At 50.0% G+C, this 20502-nt stretch carries 13 protein-coding genes, 1 tRNA gene and 1 pseudogene; 4 read left to right on the forward strand and 11 right to left on the reverse strand.

Annotation, left to right across the window (positions count from 1 at the left end):
* The first annotated feature begins 61 nt into the window (after positions 1-61).
* Positions 62-137 (forward strand) — tRNA-Cys (locus RGU75_RS04385).
* Here the strand turns inward: RGU75_RS04385 and RGU75_RS04390 are convergent.
* The 11 genes and pseudogenes from RGU75_RS04390 to RGU75_RS04440 all read right to left on the reverse strand — a co-directional run bounded on the left by RGU75_RS04390 (position 135) and on the right by RGU75_RS04440 (position 13152).
* Complete coding sequence (locus tag RGU75_RS04390) at positions 135-1451, reverse strand: MFS transporter (protein ID WP_322233351.1); 1317 nt, start codon at positions 1449-1451, stop codon at positions 135-137. The genes RGU75_RS04385 and RGU75_RS04390 overlap by 3 nt on opposite strands.
* A gap of 109 nt (positions 1452-1560) precedes the next feature.
* Complete coding sequence (gene tcuB / locus RGU75_RS04395) at positions 1561-2700, reverse strand: tricarballylate utilization 4Fe-4S protein TcuB (RefSeq protein WP_322233353.1); 1140 nt, start codon at positions 2698-2700, stop codon at positions 1561-1563.
* Positions 2687-4117, reverse strand: coding sequence for an FAD-dependent tricarballylate dehydrogenase TcuA (gene tcuA, locus RGU75_RS04400; protein WP_322240233.1), 1431 nt, complete (start codon positions 4115-4117; stop codon positions 2687-2689). The genes tcuB and tcuA overlap by 14 nt, the downstream gene beginning before the upstream one ends.
* An 82-nt stretch (positions 4118-4199) precedes the next feature.
* Positions 4200-5123: pseudogene (locus RGU75_RS04405) on the reverse strand (LysR substrate-binding domain-containing protein).
* Positions 5124-5328: 205 nt separating this feature from the next.
* The gene (locus RGU75_RS04410) at positions 5329-6384 is read right to left on the reverse strand and encodes an alpha/beta hydrolase (protein ID WP_322233355.1); all 1056 of its coding nucleotides are present in this window, start codon (positions 6382-6384) and stop codon (positions 5329-5331) included.
* 138 nt (positions 6385-6522) lie between these two features.
* Entirely contained in the window at positions 6523-7194 is a 672-nt protein-coding gene (locus tag RGU75_RS04415; RefSeq protein ID WP_322233357.1) for a carboxymuconolactone decarboxylase family protein, read from the reverse strand.
* A 245-nt stretch (positions 7195-7439) separates the two neighbouring features.
* Positions 7440-9608, reverse strand: a complete 2169-nt coding sequence (locus RGU75_RS04420) for an EAL domain-containing protein (protein ID WP_322233359.1) — start codon at positions 9606-9608, stop codon at positions 7440-7442.
* A complete protein-coding gene (locus tag RGU75_RS04425; protein WP_322233361.1) occupies positions 9605-11200 on the reverse strand; it encodes an ATP-binding protein in 1596 nt (531 codons plus the stop codon). The genes RGU75_RS04420 and RGU75_RS04425 overlap by 4 nt, the downstream gene beginning before the upstream one ends.
* Entirely contained in the window at positions 11201-11764 is a 564-nt protein-coding gene (locus tag RGU75_RS04430; RefSeq protein WP_322233363.1) for a heme NO-binding domain-containing protein, read from the reverse strand.
* Positions 11765-12193: 429 nt separating this feature from the next.
* The gene (locus RGU75_RS04435; RefSeq protein ID WP_322233365.1) at positions 12194-12622 is read right to left on the reverse strand and encodes a hypothetical protein; all 429 of its coding nucleotides are present in this window, start codon (positions 12620-12622) and stop codon (positions 12194-12196) included.
* Positions 12623-12846: 224 nt separating this feature from the next.
* Positions 12847-13152, reverse strand: a complete 306-nt coding sequence (locus RGU75_RS04440) for a hypothetical protein (protein ID WP_322233367.1) — start codon at positions 13150-13152, stop codon at positions 12847-12849.
* 1093 nt (positions 13153-14245) lie between these two features.
* Here RGU75_RS04440 and RGU75_RS04445 point away from each other — a divergent pair.
* The 3 genes from RGU75_RS04445 (at position 14246) to istA (ending at position 20502) form a co-directional block, all read left to right on the forward strand.
* Positions 14246-16021, forward strand: coding sequence for a putative bifunctional diguanylate cyclase/phosphodiesterase (locus tag RGU75_RS04445; protein ID WP_322233369.1), 1776 nt, complete (start codon positions 14246-14248; stop codon positions 16019-16021).
* A gap of 1839 nt (positions 16022-17860) precedes the next feature.
* Positions 17861-18814, forward strand: a complete 954-nt coding sequence (locus tag RGU75_RS04450) for a nucleotidyltransferase domain-containing protein (RefSeq protein ID WP_322233371.1) — start codon at positions 17861-17863, stop codon at positions 18812-18814.
* A 164-nt stretch (positions 18815-18978) separates the two neighbouring features.
* Positions 18979-20502 (forward strand): IS21 family transposase, encoded by a 1524-nt coding sequence (gene istA / locus RGU75_RS04455; RefSeq protein WP_322240175.1) that lies wholly within the window; start codon positions 18979-18981, stop codon positions 20500-20502.

Below are 20502 nucleotides of genomic sequence, written 5' to 3' on the forward strand. Positions count from 1 at the left end.
GCGCTAAACACAGACAGTCCGTCGTACCCTAACAAAAACGAAGGGCCATAAATTGCCACTTGAAAAAGTAGCAAAGTGGTTATGCAGCGGCCTGCAAAGCCGTCTACGTCAGTGAGATCCTGATCTCCGATTTTTCACATTGGACGTACGGCAATGTGCTTTTCTACCTGCGCACCCTTACCGTTATAAAGAATCAGCGTCGCCATAAGTCCGCACACCGCGGCGAAGCTCATCCAGTACGCTGGCGCAGCCTTGTCACCCGTGATTTGAATAAGGAACGTCGATACGGCAGGCGTCGATCCGCCAAAGACGGCGGTAGCCAGACTAAAGGCCAGCGAAAAACCAGCCACCCGCACGTTCACCGGCATTACTTCTGTTAAGGCCGCCACCATTGCGCCGTTATAGACGCCGAAGAAAAACGAATACCACAACAATACGATGAGCATGCGCCCAAAACTAGGAGCGCTCACCAGCCAGGATAAGGTCGGATAGGCGGTAAAAATCGCCAGTACGGTGATAGCAACCAAAATAGGTCGTCGACCGATTCGATCCGACAATGCGCCACCAATTGGTAGCCAGATAAAATTCGAAATACCGACGCATAACGTCACCAATAAACTATCCGATGTACTCAGCTTAAGCACGGACCGGCCAAACGTCGGCGTGTACACGGTGATCAAATAAAACGTCGTGGTCGTCATCGCCACCAGCAAAGTACCGGCAGCAACCGTACGCCAGTTCTGCACCATTGAACTGAATACTTCACGCGTGCTCGGATGATGTTTGCGTGCGCTAAACTCTGCGGTTTCCTGCAACGACTGACGCAGAAAAAAGATAAACGGCACGATGGCGCAACCAATAAAAAACGGAATACGCCAACCCCAGTCGACAATGGCGGAAGCCGACATCCAGGCGTTCAATCCATATCCGAGTCCGGCGGCAACTACGATAGCCACTTGCTGACTGGCAGATTGCCAGCTGGTATAAAAACCCTTGTTGCCGGGAGTCGCCATTTCCGACAAGTAAACGGAGACGCCACCCAGTTCAGCGCCAGCAGAAAAACCTTGCAATAAACGACCGATCAACACCAACAACGGCGCAACAAGACCGATGGTTGCATAACCTGGCACACACGCGATCAGAATGGTCCCGCTGGCCATAATCGCTAGCGTCACGATCAATCCCTTGCGGCGGCCCACTTTGTCAATATAAGCACCCAGTACGATCGCGCCAACCGGACGCATCAGGAAACCTGCTCCAAAGACTGCGAACGTCAACATGAGAGACGCGAATTCACTCCCCGCAGGAAAAAATGTTTTAGCAATTTGCGAGGCGTAAAAGCCAAATAAGAAAAAATCGAATTGCTCAAGAAAATTGCCACTAGTGACGCGTAAGACCGCGCCCCATTTAGAGGATGATTTCCCCGATGCATCTGTTGTCGGCACGGTCATGACTTGTCTCCTGAAAAGGATGTTGAATAATTTTTTGTAGGTATTTTTGTTTGGGTAATACCGAGATGATTAAATGAACAAAAATCTCGTTGCACGTCTTGATGCCACGTCATTCATCACCCGTTTGCAATTTGGTTGGTTGACGCTTTTCAATCGCCCATTTAAGCAATGCGGCGCTACGATAAATACCATGCGCAAACTTACCGTACGGCAGCGTCAAAAACAGTGCCATTACCACGCCCAGATGAATTGCCAACAGCAACGCCATTGCGCCGGTATCACGCCAGATCAACAAGGCCAGACCGGTTCCGCTCGTCAGCAAAAGCAACGCAATGAAGCCACGGTCCATCGGCTTTTGCGCTTGATCTCCATGCATTGGATGGCGTCGTAAATTGAGCCATAACAATCCCGCTGGCCCAATTAATAATCCTATACCGCCGGCGATCCCGAGTAAAACAGGCAAGCTCAGCACAGGATAAGGTGCGTGCAAATCGAACAGAAAATGATACAGCGTCGCAACGCACGTCGCCGCAAAACAGAGCGTAAAACCATAAAAAGTGAAATGGTGAAAGCGCCGTCGCCACAAGGTAAAAGCATCGTCGGCGTTATTGCACCCTTCTCCATGTCCACCGCCCAGATAGGTCAATTGCAATACGTTGCCGGTTGCTTCTGCAACGGCGCTACCCGAAGTTGGCCCGGGCGACTCGGAGCGCCAAAAGCGTCGCACGCCGATTCCCAACGCCAGCATCGCAAACAGAAACACGCTCCCAAACATTAACGCCAAGGTATTATGGGGAAAAATCGCGTAGAAATTTCCCGCCAGCGGCGTAAATAAAAGCGTTCCTCTTAATAACATGGTCAGTGCCAGAAACAGCGCCAGCGCGCCAGCTGCGGCCAGCGCAAGCGTCAACCCATTACGCTGATATAACACACCCAATGCAGGCGGCCACGCATAATCGGTGTAAGTCTGCAAACGCACTTGCGCCATGGCCTTCGGTACATTGACCGCAAATTCATGCGGCAACGCGTACTGACACGCGTGCAGACAAGCGCCGCAGTTGTGGCACAAATTAGCGAGAAAATGAATATCGGATTTGCCGAACTCAAGACGCCGGGCCATTGCAGGAAAGACTGGGCAGAAACCTTCGCAATAGCGGCAAGAGTTGCAAATTGTCATCACACGATCAACTTCGATTTCGTTAGTCGCCAGCCCTCGCGCATCGTTGATCAAAACTTCAAGCAGCTCCATGGCGCACTTTCTTTTCGTTATTCTGGTACTTCTTTGAAACCCCGGCAGCATGCGCCGCCTCAGTGCCAGCAATCCTCCCAAAGGCGGTGCCAATCGCCATTCCCACCCCAGCGGTATAGCCTTTGCCCAGCACGTTGCCAGCCATCATTTCACCGGCAACAAACAAATTTTGGCTCGGTTTGCCATTAAAGTGCACCGTCGAACGCTCGTCGACTTTCAAGCCAAGGTAGGTAAACGTGATACCAGGCCGCAGCGCATAAGCATAAAACGGCGCTTTATCGATGGGCTGCGCCCAGTGTGTTTTTGGCGGTACCAAGCCCTCGGTATGACAATCGTCAAGGATACCGTGATCGAAAGTCCCCACGCGACACGCGGCGTTATACCCTTCGATTATTCGCACAAAAGCCACTGGATCAAGGCCGACCAGCACAGCTAACTCGTGCAAAGTGTTCGCTTTAGTGCCAGGAAAAACTGGTGGCATAAAACGTCCTATCGCTTTTGAGTCAATCACGGAGTAACCGATTTGCCCCGGTTGATGCGCTACCAGACGTCCCCAGATCGCATACCGCTTAGGCCAAAAATCTTCACCCTCGTCATAAAAACGTTCAGCATTTTTATTGAGCATCACGCCCAGCGAGACGCAATCGATACGGGTACAAATACCGCCATCGTAAAGCGGCGCCCGCGCATCAATTGCCACACAGTGCGACTGCGAAGGATCACCGATCATGTCGGCTCCCGCATCTTGCATGAATTTCAGCAACACGCCCATGTTGAAACGCGTACCGCGAATGAGAAAATTGTCGGCGACCCATTCTCCATTTATCTGGCCCCAAGCCTCGCGCAACCATTCGCGATTCGACTCGAAACCACCGGCAGCCAACACGCAACTGCGCGCTTCAATCCGCTCCGTGCCGATCCTCGCTGCCAGAAATCGGCCTTCGCTATCGAGATCAAGCGCATCAACGGCGGCGTTATAGCGAATCGTAATGCCCAGCTTTTCGGCGCTGCGGTAATAAGCATTCACCAGCGCCTTACCGCCGCCCATAAAAAATGCGTTGGTGCGGGCGACGTGGAGTGTGCCGGAGATAGGTGCCTGAAAATGCACGCCATGACTACGCATCCAGTCCCGACAAGTGGCTGATGCGCGTATCGTCAGACGGGCGAGTTTTTCGTCGGTAAGACCGCCAGTGACCTTCAACAAATCCTGCCAGTATTCCTCTTCAGGGTAAGCATCAATCAACACGTCTTGCGGTGCGTCGTGCATGCAACGTAAATTGCGTGTGTGTTGAGAATTGCCGCCACGCCATTCGCGCGGGGCCGATTCGAGCAGTAAAACTGATGCGCCCTGCTCGCGCGCCATCAAAGCGGCACAAAGTGCAGCATTTCCACCGCCGATTACTAATACATCAAACATCAAGATTGTCTCCCCAATATTTGAAGGACTATAGCCGTCAAGGTCTTCACGCACTAGCGGCAGATCAGACAAGAGGTCTTCACTATTTGTGAATAGTCGCACCCGGCCAACGGCCTTCAGATACCAGAGACCGCGTCACATCGGCCAGCACCACGCGCGCAGCCAAGCCCGATGGCGATAGCTCATTGTCAGATAAACTGACCAGCATATTGGAGCGAATCGCGTGCGTATCCGAAATATGCACCGCGGTCAGTCGCTCGCTATCACCACGCGCAAGCGCTGCGCCGGGTTGAATCGTCGCACCGAAACCAGCACGTACCGCATCCATTAACATCGCCAGACCATCAATCTACGCCACGATATGCGGTGTGCATTTGGCGCGTGCGAATGCAGCGTTGAGCATTGAACGCAGACCGTGCGGTCCGCTAGGAAGAATCAAGGGCAGGTTTGCCAGCTGCGCCAACCGCACCCGTTTGCCGGTAGGAAGGTCGGCAAGATCACTTGCACCGATGACAAACAGGCGCTCCTCCAACAACGGCATGACGCTCCAGCGCTGGGCAGGATCGGCATGGAACAGAATCGCAAGATCAATTTGCCTCGCACCGAGCATCGTTGTCAAATGACCCGACAGACTCTCCACCATATGCAGTCGAACGTCGGGATAGCGTTCACGCATCGCGCACATGAAAGGCAAACCGAGGACGCCGGTAGTGCTTGGTGCCATACCGACGCTGACATGGCCCGACAGCCGAGCTTGCTGCGCCGCACGCGCCGCATCATCAACATGACGCAATGCAAGCTGAGCCTGATGCAAGAACGCAAGTCCGGCATCAGTAGGCGTGACACCGCTCGACGTGCGCTGCAATAAACGCGTCGATAGTTCGCTTTCAAGCCGACTTATTTGCTGACTGAGCGCAGAAGTGACGACGCCAAGTTCACGGGCAGCGCGCCCCATGCTGCCTTGCTCGACGACGCGAACAAAATAGCGTAGCTGCCGAAGTTCCATAGCGGTTCCCAAAATAGGATGATAGTTGCGCGGCAATTAATCAGGCGCGTACCCACATAAATAAAAATTCAGAGGATTCGCTGACCCGACTTTGCCCATCTGAACCAAGGCGTCACTATTCTACTATTCTACTATTTCACCATTCCACCATTCCACCATTCCACCATGACGCCATGCACCCAGGCTGTGCGTTTTACATTAACTTTCACAGATCAGGTTTGATATCCTCATCCAGAAATCCCTGCACCGCCTGAAACAATTGCATGCGATTCTTTTCCATGATGATCGTATGCGTCCCCTCACCAATTTCTACATAGCGCTTATAAGGAACGTTCGTCAGCTTTGCAAAATACGCGTGCAACATGTAACTAGGAAGGTCGGCGTCCCACTCCGCATGCGCCAAAAATGTCGGTACCCGAATCAGGCCAGGATCGTAAAGCGGCTTCCCTACCGACCAAAACTCGCGAGAATCTTGCACTGTGCCGTTTGGCGCACGCAAAACCGGTTTGCTTTGACTCGCACCCACCGTGTCGGTCGCCAGTGTCGCCTGCGCCCATTGCTCATACCAACCGGCTGGAATCAACGACTCCTTTTTGTTTTCCGGCACGCCCGTTAGCCAGCGCTTTTTGGCGGAATCCATCGACACCGAACGGTACGCGCCCAACTTGCCACCCGTATCGGTCAGCGAGGCGTCGTTGCGCAACCATTGTGGCGCGTATAAAACCAGCTTATTTACTTTATCGTTATTTTGCGAGGTATACCAGCCCATCGTGCTCGTACCCCAAGACCAGCCCAGCAAATCAAGCTTCGGCGATCCGGTACGCTTGAGAATAAAGTCGACCGCTGCACCAACATCCTTCACCGCCGTTTCGGTTCGCACAAGCGGCGCATTTTGATCCGCTGCCTGCGACATTTCTGGCGGTCGCGTCGAGCGTCCATAACCACGCAGATCAACCAGATAGACGTCGTAGCCATGCTGCGCAATATAATCCATCCAGGACATACCATTGAGTGGCAAGTCGAAGGCCGTCTCTGATGGATAAGTTGAACCGTGGACATATAAAAGAATTTTATTTTGACCAAATTTTTTAATACTTTGCAGATGCTTATTGCGCACATACAGTTGAATGCCAGGATCGGCAGAAGGCACCATAAACTCCTGCATCACAATCTTTTCACCATCTGCTGCGGCTGACATACCCGCAGATGCCATCATCAGTAATCCCATTAAAACCTTTACTATCTTTACGAAAATCTTCACCTAGTCTCCCTTGATTATTATGGTTATTGCCAGATCAGTATCACACGTTTCGGCGCACCGGCTTTTACAAATGACAAAACGCGCATCATCGCCTGGCACCGGTTCGCTGCACTAAAAATTAATACGTGTGCCGCACGCTCAGCGACCTTTTTCTGGAAAAGGTAACGTTTTGTTCGCCGCCACCGACTCCTCACCCAGACTAAGCAACATTGCCACGGTCACGTAAGTACCGCTGACGGCCACGAGATCGACCAATTGTTGCTCACCCAAAATGGCCTTGGCGCGATTAAACAGCGCATCGCTGATTTCGTGATGCTCACTGATGGTCATGCAGACGTCGTACACAACTTCTTCATCGGGTTGCATTCCTCGAGGGCGAATATTAGCTTTGAGATCATCCGCCACCGACGCAGGCAAACCTGCTTTCAGCGCTAAAGGATAATGGGCGAACCATTCAACTTGAGACGTCCACAAGCGTCCCTGAATAAGAATCGCAAATTCATTAAGGCGCTTCGGCAGCGACGTTTCGAATCGTAGATAATCCAGCAGTCGCTTCATGCGATCGGCGAACACCGGACTGCGCAGCATGACGTTGTAAGGACCCGACAGGCCGACGCTCGATATGGCCACGATCTCCTCGGCAAGAACCTTCGATTGTGGCGAAATATTTTCCATCGTCAATTGCGGAAAGCGTTTTGGCTGGTGATCGTCCCTCTCCTGAGCGACAGCCACCGCAGTAAATCCACTTAATAAAAAAACTAACGTATTGCGTGCAAAACTGAAACGTTTACGCGAACAAATCCTAAACATTGTTATCTCCCTATTTTTATTAAATATGCTTTTTTATGTTGATGTCGTTCTTACTAACGTCCAATGACGGAGTTGCAAAAACGATAATGACTTTACCAGAAAGCAAGGAGACTTGCTGACCATGGATGTAGAAGATAGGATGAAACCAAACGTACAACGGCAGAAGGAAAGCAGCAACTTTGCTTTCGGTACAACATGCCATGTATCGGCAAGACTGCAAAGCCGAAGCAAGGGTCAATTTCGTACTAAACCGCCCCAACGCGACCCGGACTAACCTGATCTTGGAGTAGCAATTGTTCAAATTGCTCAGGCATTACCGGCCGTGAATATAGATATCCTTGCGCATAATCGCAACCGGCGGCGAGCAGAAAATCTTTTTGTTCAACCGTCTCCACGCCTTCGGCAATGACCTTCAACCCCAACTTATGTGCCATCACGATAATAGCCGTTGAGATCGCCCTATCGTTGGCATCGGAGGCGAGATTGGAAATGAATGATCTGTCGATTTTCAGGTAATCGATATCGAGTTTTTTCAGATACGACAAGGATGAGTAACCGGTGCCAAAATCATCTATTGCCATCTGCATACCGGCCGTTCGATACTGGCATAACTTATTTGCTATTTTTGAATTTTCTCCAAGCAGCAAACCCTCGGTTATTTCAAGTACAACATGGTTACCTGAAAGATCTATCTCATCCAGATGCGCCAACCATTCTTGCTCCTGCCGATTACCTTCTTTTTTCAATTGCACTGGAGAGATGTTAATGCTGACCTGAAGACCGTGCGGCCGCTGCTCGGCCCAACGCTTAGTCCAGAGAACTGCCTCTCTAAAAACCCAGTCGCCCAGTTCTATGATCAGCCCCGTTTCCTCCGCCACGGGGATAAATTCAATTGGCCCCAAGATACCGCGTTCCGGATGACGCCAACGCACCAATGCCTCGGCCTTGTGGATGCGACCACTTGCCATCTCTACAATGGGTTGAAAATGAAGCAGGAACTGATTGGTCTGAATCGCAGTACGCAGATCGTTGATCAGACTTCTGCGGCGCAACGCCGCCTCTTGCAAGAAGGGAGTGAAATAGTTGAAACAATTACCACCTTTTTGTTTGGCCAGGTACATCGCCTGATCCGCATTATTCAGCAGTTGAGCAGTGCTTGTGACGCTATCGGAATAAAGCGAAATTCCGATACTCGCCGAAATGTAGGCAACGTCTACACCCAAAATATAAGGCTGCGCTAATTGATCGATAATCTGCTGCGAAATCCGCTCAACGGGACTAGTTTTACCCATCTGCGTCAACACCACGACAAATTCATCCCCGCCAAGGCGTGCAACGATATCCGAAGCGCGCGTCAAAGCGGTAAGACGACGCCCGGTTTCCTTCAAAAGAAGATCACCGGCAGCGTGCCCGAGCGTATCGTTTATTTCCTTGAAGTGATCGAGATCAATAAATAACAACGCCATAAAGCGACCAGCGCGATGATGATTCTTTATTTCCTGCTGCAAGCGCGCGCTAAACATGCGGCGGTTGGGTAACCCGGTCAATTCGTCGAAGTTAGCTTGCTTCCATATGACGTCTTCAGATTTCTTTTTGTCAGTAATGTCGGAAAACAACGTGACATAGCCTTGCAACGATCCATCCTCATTTTTGAGCGTATTAATCACCATCCACTTGGCGTAAGTCTCACCATTTTTCCGCCGGCCCCAGAACTCTCCGTCCCAGTAGCCCACCACTCTTAACGCCTCTAACATGTTCAGATACGGTGTACTCTCCCGCGACTCTTTGCTAAACAAACCCGATGCGCGACCTTCAACCTCATCAAAACTATATCCGGTGATTCTGGAAAATGCAGGATTAATTGCCACCGTCCGGAGCGCAATGTCCGATACCAGCATTCCTTCCCCGCTATTCTGATATACCAACGCGGCTATCCGCATTCTTTCGGTAAGTCGTTCCCGTTGCGTAATCGCTTCCTGCAATGCCGTATTTTGTATGGATAATTGTCGATGAATTGCCTGTACGCGAAGTTGCGTATGGATCCGTACAAATACCTCCTCAATTTGAAATGGCTTGGTAATGTAGTCGACACCACCAGCATTAAAACCTTCCACCTTGCTCATGGTACCCGTCATCGCCGTCATAAAAATTACCGGGATATCCGCAATGCTATCGATAGCTTTCATACGGCGACAGGTTTCAAACCCATCCATACCGACCATCATCACATCCAGTAAAATCAGATCAGGATGTACGAACTGCGCCCGTTTCAACGCCTCCTCCCCATCTTGGGCGGTCAGCACGTCGAATTCCAATTCCTCCAAATAATCTACCAGAACCCTCAAGTTTGCCGGGGTGTCGTCGACGATCAAAATAGTCTGATTCCGCAAAGCGGGGTCTACAATCGGCATCATGTACTCTCTTTACCCGACAGATGCTGTTCAATCAATTTCAAGATTGCTTTGGTTTGATAGTCTTTAGCCAGAAAACACAGCTTTTCAACAAACCCGCTATAGCGCGGATCTAACTCCATCAGTTTTTTAGCGTACTGATTAATTTTCCGAATATTGCCGACCAAGGCGAGCTGATACAGCTTTTCGATTTCATCGGGCGGTGGAATCGTCATGCATTCCTGCGGAACCAGCGACAATTCACCTCCGAACGGTTCTGGTATCAACACCTTATCGCGTTCGGAATCGGTCACGTCCGCTATTAACTCGAACCAAAAAATACTTCCTTCCCCGACTTTACTTTCGACATAAATGGTGCTCTTCATCATGTGTATTAGCTGCGTACTGATGGATAGCCCCAAACCGGTTCCACCAAATTGATTTTGGGTTGCAGCGACCTGTTCAAAGGGCCGAAAAATTGCCTCCAGTTGATCTGAGTGAATACCGATACCGCTATCCTGGACCTCGAACCGCAGGCGCGCTTGACCACGCGCAAACGGCTCACTGCCCACTCTAAGGGTGACCTGCCCTTTCTCGGTAAACTTGATCGCATTACTTAATAGATTAAGTAAAATCTGGCGCAATCGCAGTTCATCAAGACGTACCTTTTGGGGAAGATCAGGCGCCATCTCCACCGTAAATATCAAGTATTTTTGCTGCGCGCGCACGCTGATCATTTTAGTAATGGCTTGCAAGAATCCACACAAATTAAACGTTCTTACATTTAACTCAAATTTACCGGCCTCGATTTTTCCTAAATCGAGTAAGTCATTAATAATCGTCAATAAATGTTCGCCGCTCTCGTAAATCGTGTGCAAGCCAGCCAACTGACGCTGATTGAGATTCTGATCGGTTTGAAGGATTTGGGTATAGCCCAATATTGCATTGAGCGGCGTACGTAACTCATGACTCATATTGGAGAGAAAACTACTCTTTGCCTTATTCGCCACTTCGGCCCTGTTTTTCTGGACCGCCAACTCTGTGGTACGCTCCCTGACCCGTTGTTCAAGTTTCTCATTCATGACTTGCAATGCTTGCTCGGCCTCATAGCGTACTTGCACTTCAAGCTTGAGACGCTCAGCGAGATTGCGTAAATCCTGCATCATGCGTGCTTTTGCTTCTATCAAAAACAGGAAATCTACCGTCGAATCATGCAACGCGAAATCATTGAAGGACAAACCGAGGCCCTTCACGCCTTGCACATCGCTGACAAATGGTGAGCAAAGGAAAAGCATCAAATCTCCCTCAAGGCGATTCCACACCAACATTTGTCCCTTGATGATATGCCGGGTTTGGAGGCACTCCACAAAAAATACTGAAAACAATTGACTCGCAATCGAGTCAAAATTCATGAGCAATCCAGTCGGCGTGACAACCTGAAACAGGTCTTGAACGCTGGCACCGCATGCAAGCGATGGCACAAGCCGTGACATTTTTTCGCCATGCTGAACAATCTGCCCCTTGCAATCAAAGGCAAGATGAAACGGAAATACCTCCTGCATCAGTGCAGGCGGTATGCCATACAACAGCGCTGGGGAGGAGATTTCCTTCGTCATCTACAATACTTCTGGCTGCGCACGAGGAGCATAGCAAACTGCAAATTCCTCAAAGTTTAATCCTTGTTCGGCCCCACGCACGTGCTCAATACTGACATCGGTGTTGAAGCGCTCACCTAAACCTTTTAGCAAACCCTTTACCATTGGTGCATAGCCGCTACGTGATGAACGATACTGAAGCTTAAAAGCGCCACGCGTTTCATCAGTAACAAGAAATGATGGTGGCTTCAGGTCTGGCATCCAAAGACCAATCCGCGCATGCATGTTGTTCAGATTTTTTATGAACGCCAAAAAATCTTGCCCTGACATATCCAAAACATAGTCATAGTTTCGGCTAGCAAATCCCACCCAATACTCACCAAAACCCGCCAAAATTTCGCTGGCGCTCGTATGCAAAATAGCGCTCGCTGCCTTCACCAATTTATCCGTCAGATCTTCAGGATATTGATCCAAGGAAACAAACACATCCACAACGCCTGCCTCTGATCGAATTTTCCCCCACATGGCTTCGCCATATCCCTCGATCACCATTTCCTTCACTGCCTGATTGACAAGCCCGTACATTCCTTATCCCTCACGATTTAATTGATTTCATGTACGCAATACCGAGAGCGATATCAGCAGAAAGACCAGGCTTACACCACCTCGGCATCATGCAGTGGGGCAGACTGCGCTGCCATCGCGCCGCAGAAATTCAGATAGGCATATCGGCTGGCCAAGTTCTGTTTTCCCATCTTACACAGCAGATTATAAAAATGCAATATAGAAATATTTCTATAAAATATTATGTTAAAAATGAATAATTTTACTCATCAATACACAGACGAATCTCAATAATTCCCAAAGGAAATTCGAAGGGAATGTTACGATAAATTACCACGCTCACGTCGCCGATAACCGAGTTCATTGACCCGGGGAACTCATCAATGTGCCGCTGAGAAAGTCAGCATAGTGATCAAAAAAACGTGACCGCTCCATCAACGCGACCGTTGTTTATTTGAATCGCAGTTGCCTTGTTTTGCCAACCACCGGCGGAGGAATGGCATACGCGAGATGATCTTCAGAAGGATGGTCTACTTTCGAGCGCCGACCCTCTTGCTGCATCCGTTGATGCGCTTCCATCCAGACCGGCACAAAGACAGAAATTTGATTCCAGTGAACGACTGACGCCTCATCGCACCAATGTAAAAGTTTGGGCATGACCTGGCGATGCGAGCCGCTGGTCATGAAGAGCCGCATTGCGGACTCGCTTTGCCATAAAGTGATAGTCCAGAAAGTACTCTTTTGATCCCGTAAAAGGCGCACATCAAGGCTGCCTGTTGAGCGCGATGCCTGAATGGACGATAGCAGAGCATGAATGAAGAAAAATGGCAAATAACGCACAGACCTGACTCGCAAACGTGTGACGGATACAAACACCATTATTTTTCCCGGACAATCCTTTTAACCAGAATCAAACCGACATGCAAAGTCGGGCGTTTAACGACAGATGGAATGTCACTTTGCTATAGCGACCTTCCATCTTGCCAGACAAGAAAAATGCACGCAATCAGGTAAATAAGGAAGTCGTTAGACGATCTAAAATACGTGCAGAATTAAATAGAAGCGCACGTTACTCTTCACCTTTGCTGGCGCGGGTATTTCTTCTATCGATTGAGCCTATCGATGCGAGCGGCGGCAAGTTCTGCCAGCATCTGAGACGACGTTAAAGCAAGACCAAACAAGCGATCCGTGTCAACGATGTTCAGCATTGGCATCGTATCGCTAACGTCCCCATCGCGATCCATCGTGCTGAAGTGAGTCAGATCAATACAGGTTTGTATACCTTGGCAGACATCCATCGTCAGAGCATAAAATTGAGCGGGTCCATCCGTTCTATATTTAAGAGGCAACCAAGAAAATGGCTGATGGACAGCGTCTGTTCCTGATGTTGACGCGGTGGGGTTTCTCATGCTGGCATCTCCCCGACAGGGCATGGGCCTCCTCCCGAAAAATCGGTCGTGAACAACGCCATATAGCTAGAAACAGCTTGATCGGATTTGGTTTTCGTCAGCGCTGAATCTGCTGACAAATGTGGTGAAAAACGGGAAGAAAAACGGGAGGATGTAGACGTACTCGTACTAGACATGCTTCGTTCCTTTCTTGCGGTTAAACCGCTTCCCGCGACTAAACGGGGTGCGCGGCAAATGACAGGGTTAGTCGACTGGTGCAAAAAAGAAAACCAGCAAGCACGAAGGCTTCCCTGCCGCCGCCCATTAAGGACGAACCAAGGCAGACACACATAAAAATACCGCATTACGCGGTCTGTGCGCTTTTTTTGCATTCAGGCGACTAAACCCGTTCCCTTTTTTTTCAGGGATCGGCAGAAGATAACGAGTTTTCCGATTAGCGCAAATTTAAAAAAGGGGACGCGTTCATGATTTACACATAGGATTATCGAGGCGTTGTTTTAATTAAAACGTTGCTTAACGAAGGCTATGTCGAGGCGGTAAGAATATGCGAAGGTCTGCTAATGTCCGGCGCTCAGATGCGATCGACGAACTTCGGCGATGTCCGATATTGCCGTAAATCTTAATATTTAATAAATTTTTATCAATCTTTCTCAATCTTTCTACGATAGCGTCCAACGATTAGATGGGTGACCGATAGTTTCCAGCTAATTTTTTCCGTGGAGCAACGTTCTGATTTCTTTCGTGCAATCAAATCACAGAGGGCGCTATAATTGCCTTTGCACCGTTCAAGGCCACTTTAGGCAGTAAGCCGATGCCGGCCTGAAATTTTGATACTTTCTACCGTTATGTTGTCCATTAGCGCAAAAACATAGAATAACCAACATTTATCTTGAGTGACTATCGGAACACGATCCATTGCACTGTTACTTGCTCTGCACGTTACTCGAACAGGTTAAAAAATGAGCAAGGCACGATTCAGATTACTCCCGCAGCATATCGGCCGCCTCTTAGCGCCTCCGTCGGCGAAACTCGGACAAGGATTAGTATGTCCACGTCTCTGCTCCAGTGAACGACTAGAAAGAGGGCGCATCATATGAAAGAGTTGTCGGAATTAGCGGAACTCGTCATTGCCAACAAAGAACTCGCCTTTCAAAACCAAGAAAAAGGAAAACGGGCAGCCGAGCTCGTCATTGCCAACAAAGAACTGGCCTTTCAAAATAAAGAAAAAGAAAATCGCGCGGCAGAGCTAGCCATTGCCAACAAAGAACTCGCCTTTCAAAACCAAGAAAAAGAAAATCGTGCCGCAGAATTAGCGATTGCCAACAAAGAACTCGCCTTTCAAAACCAAGAAAAAGAAAATCGCGCCGCGGAACTAGCCATTGCCAACAAAGAACTCGCCTTTCAAAACCAAGAAAAAGAAAAACGCGCCGCGGAATTAGCGATTGCCAACAAAGAACTCGCCTTTCAAAATAAAGAGAAAGAAAAAAGGGTGGCGGAGCTTGTCGTTGCCAACAAAGAACTCGCCTTTCAAAATGAACAGAAAGGAATGCTCGCAACAGAGCTTAATAACTTAGCCTTTTACGATACGCTCACTGGTCTGCCCAACCGACGGCTTTTGCTAGATCGTCTCCATCACGCATTCGCCTCTAGTGAGCGCAGTGGTCGGGACGGTGTGTTGATGTTCATTGATCTGGACAAGTTCAAGGATCTCAACGACACGCTTGGCCATGACTTCGGTGACTTACTGCTACAACAGACAGCGCTACGTCTGGAGTCTTGTATGCGCGAAAACGACACCGTGGCGCGACTTGGTGGAGATGAGTTTGTCGTCATGCTGGGAGACCTGAGTGAACACCCGATTGAAGCCGCTATACAGGCTCAAGCCGTCGGCGATAAAATTCTCGCTACGCTCAATCAGCCTTACTTGCTTGCCACGCACGAATATCACAGCACGCCCAGTATCGGCGCGGCGCTTTTTAAAGATCAGGGCAAGTCTGCGGAAGAACTGCTGAAACGTGCTGACATCGCCATGTATCAGGCCAAGAAAGCAGGCCGCAACACCCTGAGATTCTTTAACCCGAAAATGCAGGAAGTCATTAACGCCCGCACTTCGCTTGAGGCCGACTTACGCAAAGCAATGGAAAACCAGCAATTTCAGTTGTATTACCAAATTCAGGTGGATAGTTCGCACAGTCCATTTGGCGTGGAGGCTTTGATTCGCTGGATACATCCAGATCGCGGTTTGGTACCTCCCGCTCAATTTATTCCGCTAGCGGAAGAATCTGGTTTAATCCTGCCCATTGGGCAATGGGTGCTGGAGACGGCCTGTCACCGGCTCAAGATATGGAGGCATGATGCGCGAACCCGCGATCTGGTTCTGGCGGTGAACATTAGTGCCGTTCAATTTCACCAGGCTGATTTTGTCGCACTCGTCGAATCGTTAGTAAAACGCCATGGCATCGACCCAACGCGTCTCAAGCTGGAAATCACCGAAAGCTTGTTGCTGAAGAACGTCGAAAACGCCATTGCCATCATGAGTGCATTAAAAGCAATCGGCGTCCGCTTCTCACTGGACGACTTTGGCACTGGCTATTCATCCTTGCAATACCTCAAGCGCCTCCCGATCTCTGAGCTAAAAATTGACCAGTCGTTCATACGCGACATCGCCACCGATAGCAGCGATAAAGCGATTGTGTGTGCCATTATAGCCATGGCACACAGTCTGAACCTGGACGTTATTGCTGAAGGCGTCGAAACGGAAGATCAACGACAATTCCTCTTGGATAAACGCTGCACGCATTACCAGGGATATTTATTTGGTCAACCGTTACCGATTGAAAAGTTTAAGGCGTTACTGGAGCAGGTTTGAAATACTTAATGAGTGGAATATCGGTATCTGCTAATAAAGCGGAGCATCCATTAACCTGGTGTGCGCTGCGGTCTCGCTTCGATACAACACGCAGGCGTATATCTATTAAAAATAGAGGCTTTCGGTTTTGAGAACTGCGGGAGATGGCGGGGACTGACAATAACGGTTGTATACCTCAATATCAGCTGGGACATGCTACAGCGACTATGACAGCACGCTACGTCCGATATCGCAGAGGAAAGCTGGTTTAGCCAACAAAATGAGGTTTTGCGGAACAAATGAAAAAGGCCCACATGACTGTGGGCCTTTTAAATATTGGTGCTGGCTGCAGGACTTGAACCCGCCACCCCCTGATTACAAGTTAGCAACTATTATTGTAAGTCTTTGATATTTAAGGAAAACCTACCGTAAGCTAAAGTAATCAAAAAGAGTTTAGAATCAGTAACTTAGCGTAATTTGGCGGAGACAAGAAAAACGGATGGATGTACTGCAATCGTACTGAATTTAAAATTGCCGACGCCGAGATTGACGACGATTTCTCAAGTAACGAAGATGAATTCGACGTTGTACATATGCAACACCTCGAAAAGACTTCCACAAATTACTCGCAAATATCACCTTAAAACGTGCACCGCGCCGAGCTCGATTCCTTGATGATAGTGCTGCCAAGAAGACCGTTCGGATTGGTGAAAATAGATAATAACGTATCTGTTAAATCGTTGATTTAAAAAGTATTTGATGATTTCTAATATTTGTTATCTTCTGCATCAAATAACAAAATTAACCGTTCATCCGCCTTTTGTCGCTTGCTATCGGGCAAATGTTTCTGGCGTCGTCGAGCCACGATGCCGGCAGTTTTGTTCGCGCCAAGGCAAGCGGTTAGTTGCGATCCGGGGGATGAACCAAAATTTTTCGAGAAAAACCGATGCCCCCGGGGGCGTGCTTACGCAGAGGTCGCACCGAGGGCTTGCGATATTCGCATAGTACGTCAAAAGAGTTGGCCTGCGTGTGCCACGGTGTGCCCTCCTATCTTGTTCTCCCTGAGCGTCCACGGCTACCGAAGCGAAAACCGTTATCTGGTATTTGAGTATCTGGAACGTACACTGGGACTTAAGCCCTTAAACACAGGTCGTGGCGTTGCTCCCCTCCCACCAGTTAGCCCATATTATTGAAGTGATTAGCAATGATCGTCTTCATATATGTATATTTCCTTCCGATTGCGCTTGGTTTCGCTTGGTTGAGTCATAACAGTCAGGGAAAAATGGGTGCAAGCTGCATGGAAAAAAAATGCGCCACGCGCGCGGCGTAGGAGTGGAGCACGGTGTAGCGCTCCCGATTCTCTTCGTCAACCACCACGCGAGCGGCTCAGAAACAAATAAAGTATCCCCAGCCATGCATGCAGCTTAGAAGAGGGTCACGGGGTAGCGATCCCGGTCCTCTTCGTCAACCGCCACTTGCGCGGCTTAGAAGCTTCTGCGAATTGCATTGAAAATCAAACAACCCATTTCCCGCTGTACACGACAAGCGACTGCTGCTAAGGAATCGGAATTAACGATAATAGTTTGGATAGGAAAGTCATGTCCTTAATTTGAACATCAAAGGAATGTCTTTTTTGTAGACGCGATGGAAACCTACTATTGATAAACACACTGCTCAATAGTGACTTTATGTGTCATCCACTTCACGAATGATTGGCTTAAAAATACCTATATTGGGTATTAATATGCCCATTATCGGCATTTACACAGACAGCGAGTGTTGGCCGTGCTGTGTGGCCAGTCACATCGGTCGTTTTACGCCAACGAAATTATTGGGTTGGCCACAATAGGTTCTGGTGCCGTGCACAGCGAACTAGCGCGGCTGGAAGCGTCGGCCTTGGTGACCGTGCGGCGAGTGGGAAATCAAAAGCATTATCAGGCAAACCACGAAGCACCAATATTTAAAGAGCTACGCAGTATTGTTCTAAAAACGTTCGGTGCGGCGGATGGGGAGAAATTTTTCCCAATTGCCCAACAAGTTGTGCAGGTTACCCACATTCATATTCATACAACCGTGTGCGATAACCCGAAGTTAATCGTATTTTTTGGTTTCTTTGGCAAGCGCACGCTAGTGCATGTTAGGAGACCCGCACCGGAAGCTGTTGTGTTTTGGGGTGCGGGAGCACGCATGCCGTTCACGCCATGCATGATTGGTTCGACAATACCTATATTGGGCACTAATATGCCCGTTATGGGTATTTACGCAGACGCATTATTTACGAAGACGCAACAGCGGGTGCTGGCGGTACTATTTGGCCAGTCACAGCGGTCGTTCTATGCCAATGAAATTATTGGGTTGGCTGCGTCGGGTTCTGGCGCCGTGCAGCGGGAGTTAGCACGGTTGGAAGCGTCTGCCTTGGTCACCGTGCGGCGAGTGGGAAATCAAAAGCATTACCAGGCAAACCACGAAGCACCAATATTTGAAGAGCTACGCGGTATTGTTCTGAAAACGTTTGGTGTGGCGGATGTATTGCGCGCAGCGCTTCACTCAGTGTGGCCGCTAGTGGATCTGGCGTTTATCTACGGCTCACTGGCTAAGGGTACTGAGCGTGCTAGCAGTGACGTTGATTTGATGGTGATTGGAGTAGTGCCGTCAAATGCAGAATTACTTGAAACGCTATTGCCAGCTCAAGCGCAGCTGGGCCGCGTTGTGAACCCAACTCTCTACACACCGGATGAGTTTGCCCTGGGTATTCTGGCCGATCGTGACCACCGATTCTGGTCTATCGTGACCGACCATTCTGGCGCATCGTGACCGCTCATTCCGGTCTATCGTGACCGATTTCAAGCCCGACCAGAATCGGCGGTCACGATAGCAGAATCATCGGTCACGATACCGGAATGGTGTCGTACAGCACCGTGATGATGTTACGCATAGAGCAACCGAACGGGTACGCTTCCAGTTTGTCTGGAGACAACGTGCCCGTACAAAGGATCACTATGCGTAAGATAAAAGACGTATTACGTTTAAAACTGGATGCCAAACTATCGCACCAGCAGATTGCCGCAGCACTGGGGATTTCAAAAGGAGTCGTCACCAAGTATGTCGGCCTGGCCGCCGTTGCCGGTTTGGACTGGTCGGCGGTGCAAGATGTAGACGACACCGAGTTGGCGCACCGGCTTTTGGTCACGCCAGAACGGACCCGAGACCATGTCCAGCCAGATTACGCCAGGCTGCATCACGAACTGCGGCGCAAGGGGATGACGCTGATGTTGCTATGGGAAGAGTATCGTGCCGATTATGCCCAGCACCAGACCTATGCCTACTCACAGTTCTGCGTGAATTACCGGCAGTTTGCCAAACAGCTCAAACGCTCTATGCGCCAGATTCACCGGGCTGGCGAGAAACTGTTCATTGATTATGCTGGTCCGACTATCGGTCTCACTGATGGTAGCCGTGCCCACATCTTCGTCGCTGCTCTGGGCGCATCGAGCTACACCTATGCCTGTGCTACGCCGCGTGAGACGATGGCCGACTGGCTCACTTCGACAGCGCGTGCGCTGCGCTTCTTCGGCGGGGTACCGCAGTTGATTGTTCCCGATAATCCGAAGGCTATGATCGCCGACGCCAATCGCTACGAACCACGCAGTAACGACACCGTACGCGATTTTGCGCGCCACTACGGCACCTCCATCTTGCCAGCCCGTCCGCGTCATCCTCAGGATAAAGCGAAGGCCGAATCAGCAGTGCAGATCGTCGAGCGCTGGATCATGGCGCGTCTGCGACATCAGCAATTTAGCAGCGTCCACGAGGTCGATGTCGCCATCGCACCGCTGCTGAGCGTACTTAACGATAAGCCGTTTCAGAAGCTACCCGGTAGTCGCGCCAGTGCGTTTGCCCAACTCGATGTCCCGGCGCTACGGCCTTTGCCATTGCAATGTTATGAGATGGCGCATTTCAAGACTGTCAGGGTGCATAACGATTACCACGTTGAGATCGGCCGCCATCACTACAGTGTGCCGCAAGCCCTGGTCGGTCAGGTGCTGGAAGCCCGGATGACAGCGACGACAGTGGAAATCCTGCATCGCGGTCAACGTGTCGCCAGTCATCCGCGCAACAGTGGCGAAGGCGGGTTCACCACCGACACCCTGCATATGCCGGTGGCGCATCGTGCGCAATTGGAATGGACGCCACAGCGACTGATTCACTGGGGACAGACCATCGGTACGGCGACAGCGGAGGCGGTGACGCGTCTGATGGCCGAGAACAGACATCCCGAGCACGGCTACCGTGCCTGTCTTGGTCTGCTGTCATTGGCCAAGCGCTACGGCAAGCCACGTCTTGAAGCAGGATGCATGCTGGCCTTACAGCTCGGTGCCTGCCAATACCGCCACGTCCGTGACATTCTCAAAAATAACCGTGATCGCACACCGTGTGCCCCAGTTGGCGATTGGGTCAGTCCTGACCATGCCCATGTGCGTGGCCCTGATTACTATCAATGA

It is taken from the genome of Glaciimonas sp. CA11.2, assembly GCF_034314045.1.
Taxonomy (GTDB): Bacteria; Pseudomonadota; Gammaproteobacteria; order Burkholderiales; family Burkholderiaceae_D; genus Glaciimonas.

Bases quoted from the DNA above. Each gene is read 5' to 3' on its own strand.
- RGU75_RS04425 (WP_322233361.1), bottom strand. From the start codon at position 11,200: ATGACGAAGGAAATCTCCTCCCCAGCGCTGTTGTATGGCATACCGCCT.
- tcuA (WP_322240233.1), bottom strand. From the start codon at position 4,117: ATGTTTGATGTATTAGTAATCGGCGGTGGAAATGCTGCACTTTGTGCC.
- RGU75_RS04445 (WP_322233369.1), top strand. From the start codon at position 14,246: ATGAAAGAGTTGTCGGAATTAGCGGAACTCGTCATTGCCAACAAAGAA.
- RGU75_RS04440 (WP_322233367.1), bottom strand. From the start codon at position 13,152: ATGAGAAACCCCACCGCGTCAACATCAGGAACAGACGCTGTCCATCAG.
- RGU75_RS04390 (WP_322233351.1), bottom strand. From the start codon at position 1,451: ATGACCGTGCCGACAACAGATGCATCGGGGAAATCATCCTCTAAATGG.
- RGU75_RS04435 (WP_322233365.1), bottom strand. From the start codon at position 12,622: ATGGTGTTTGTATCCGTCACACGTTTGCGAGTCAGGTCTGTGCGTTAT.
- tcuB (WP_322233353.1), bottom strand. From the start codon at position 2,700: ATGGAGCTGCTTGAAGTTTTGATCAACGATGCGCGAGGGCTGGCGACT.
- RGU75_RS04430 (WP_322233363.1), bottom strand. From the start codon at position 11,764: ATGTACGGGCTTGTCAATCAGGCAGTGAAGGAAATGGTGATCGAGGGA.
- RGU75_RS04415 (WP_322233357.1), bottom strand. From the start codon at position 7,194: ATGTTTAGGATTTGTTCGCGTAAACGTTTCAGTTTTGCACGCAATACG.
- RGU75_RS04420 (WP_322233359.1), bottom strand. From the start codon at position 9,608: ATGATGCCGATTGTAGACCCCGCTTTGCGGAATCAGACTATTTTGATC.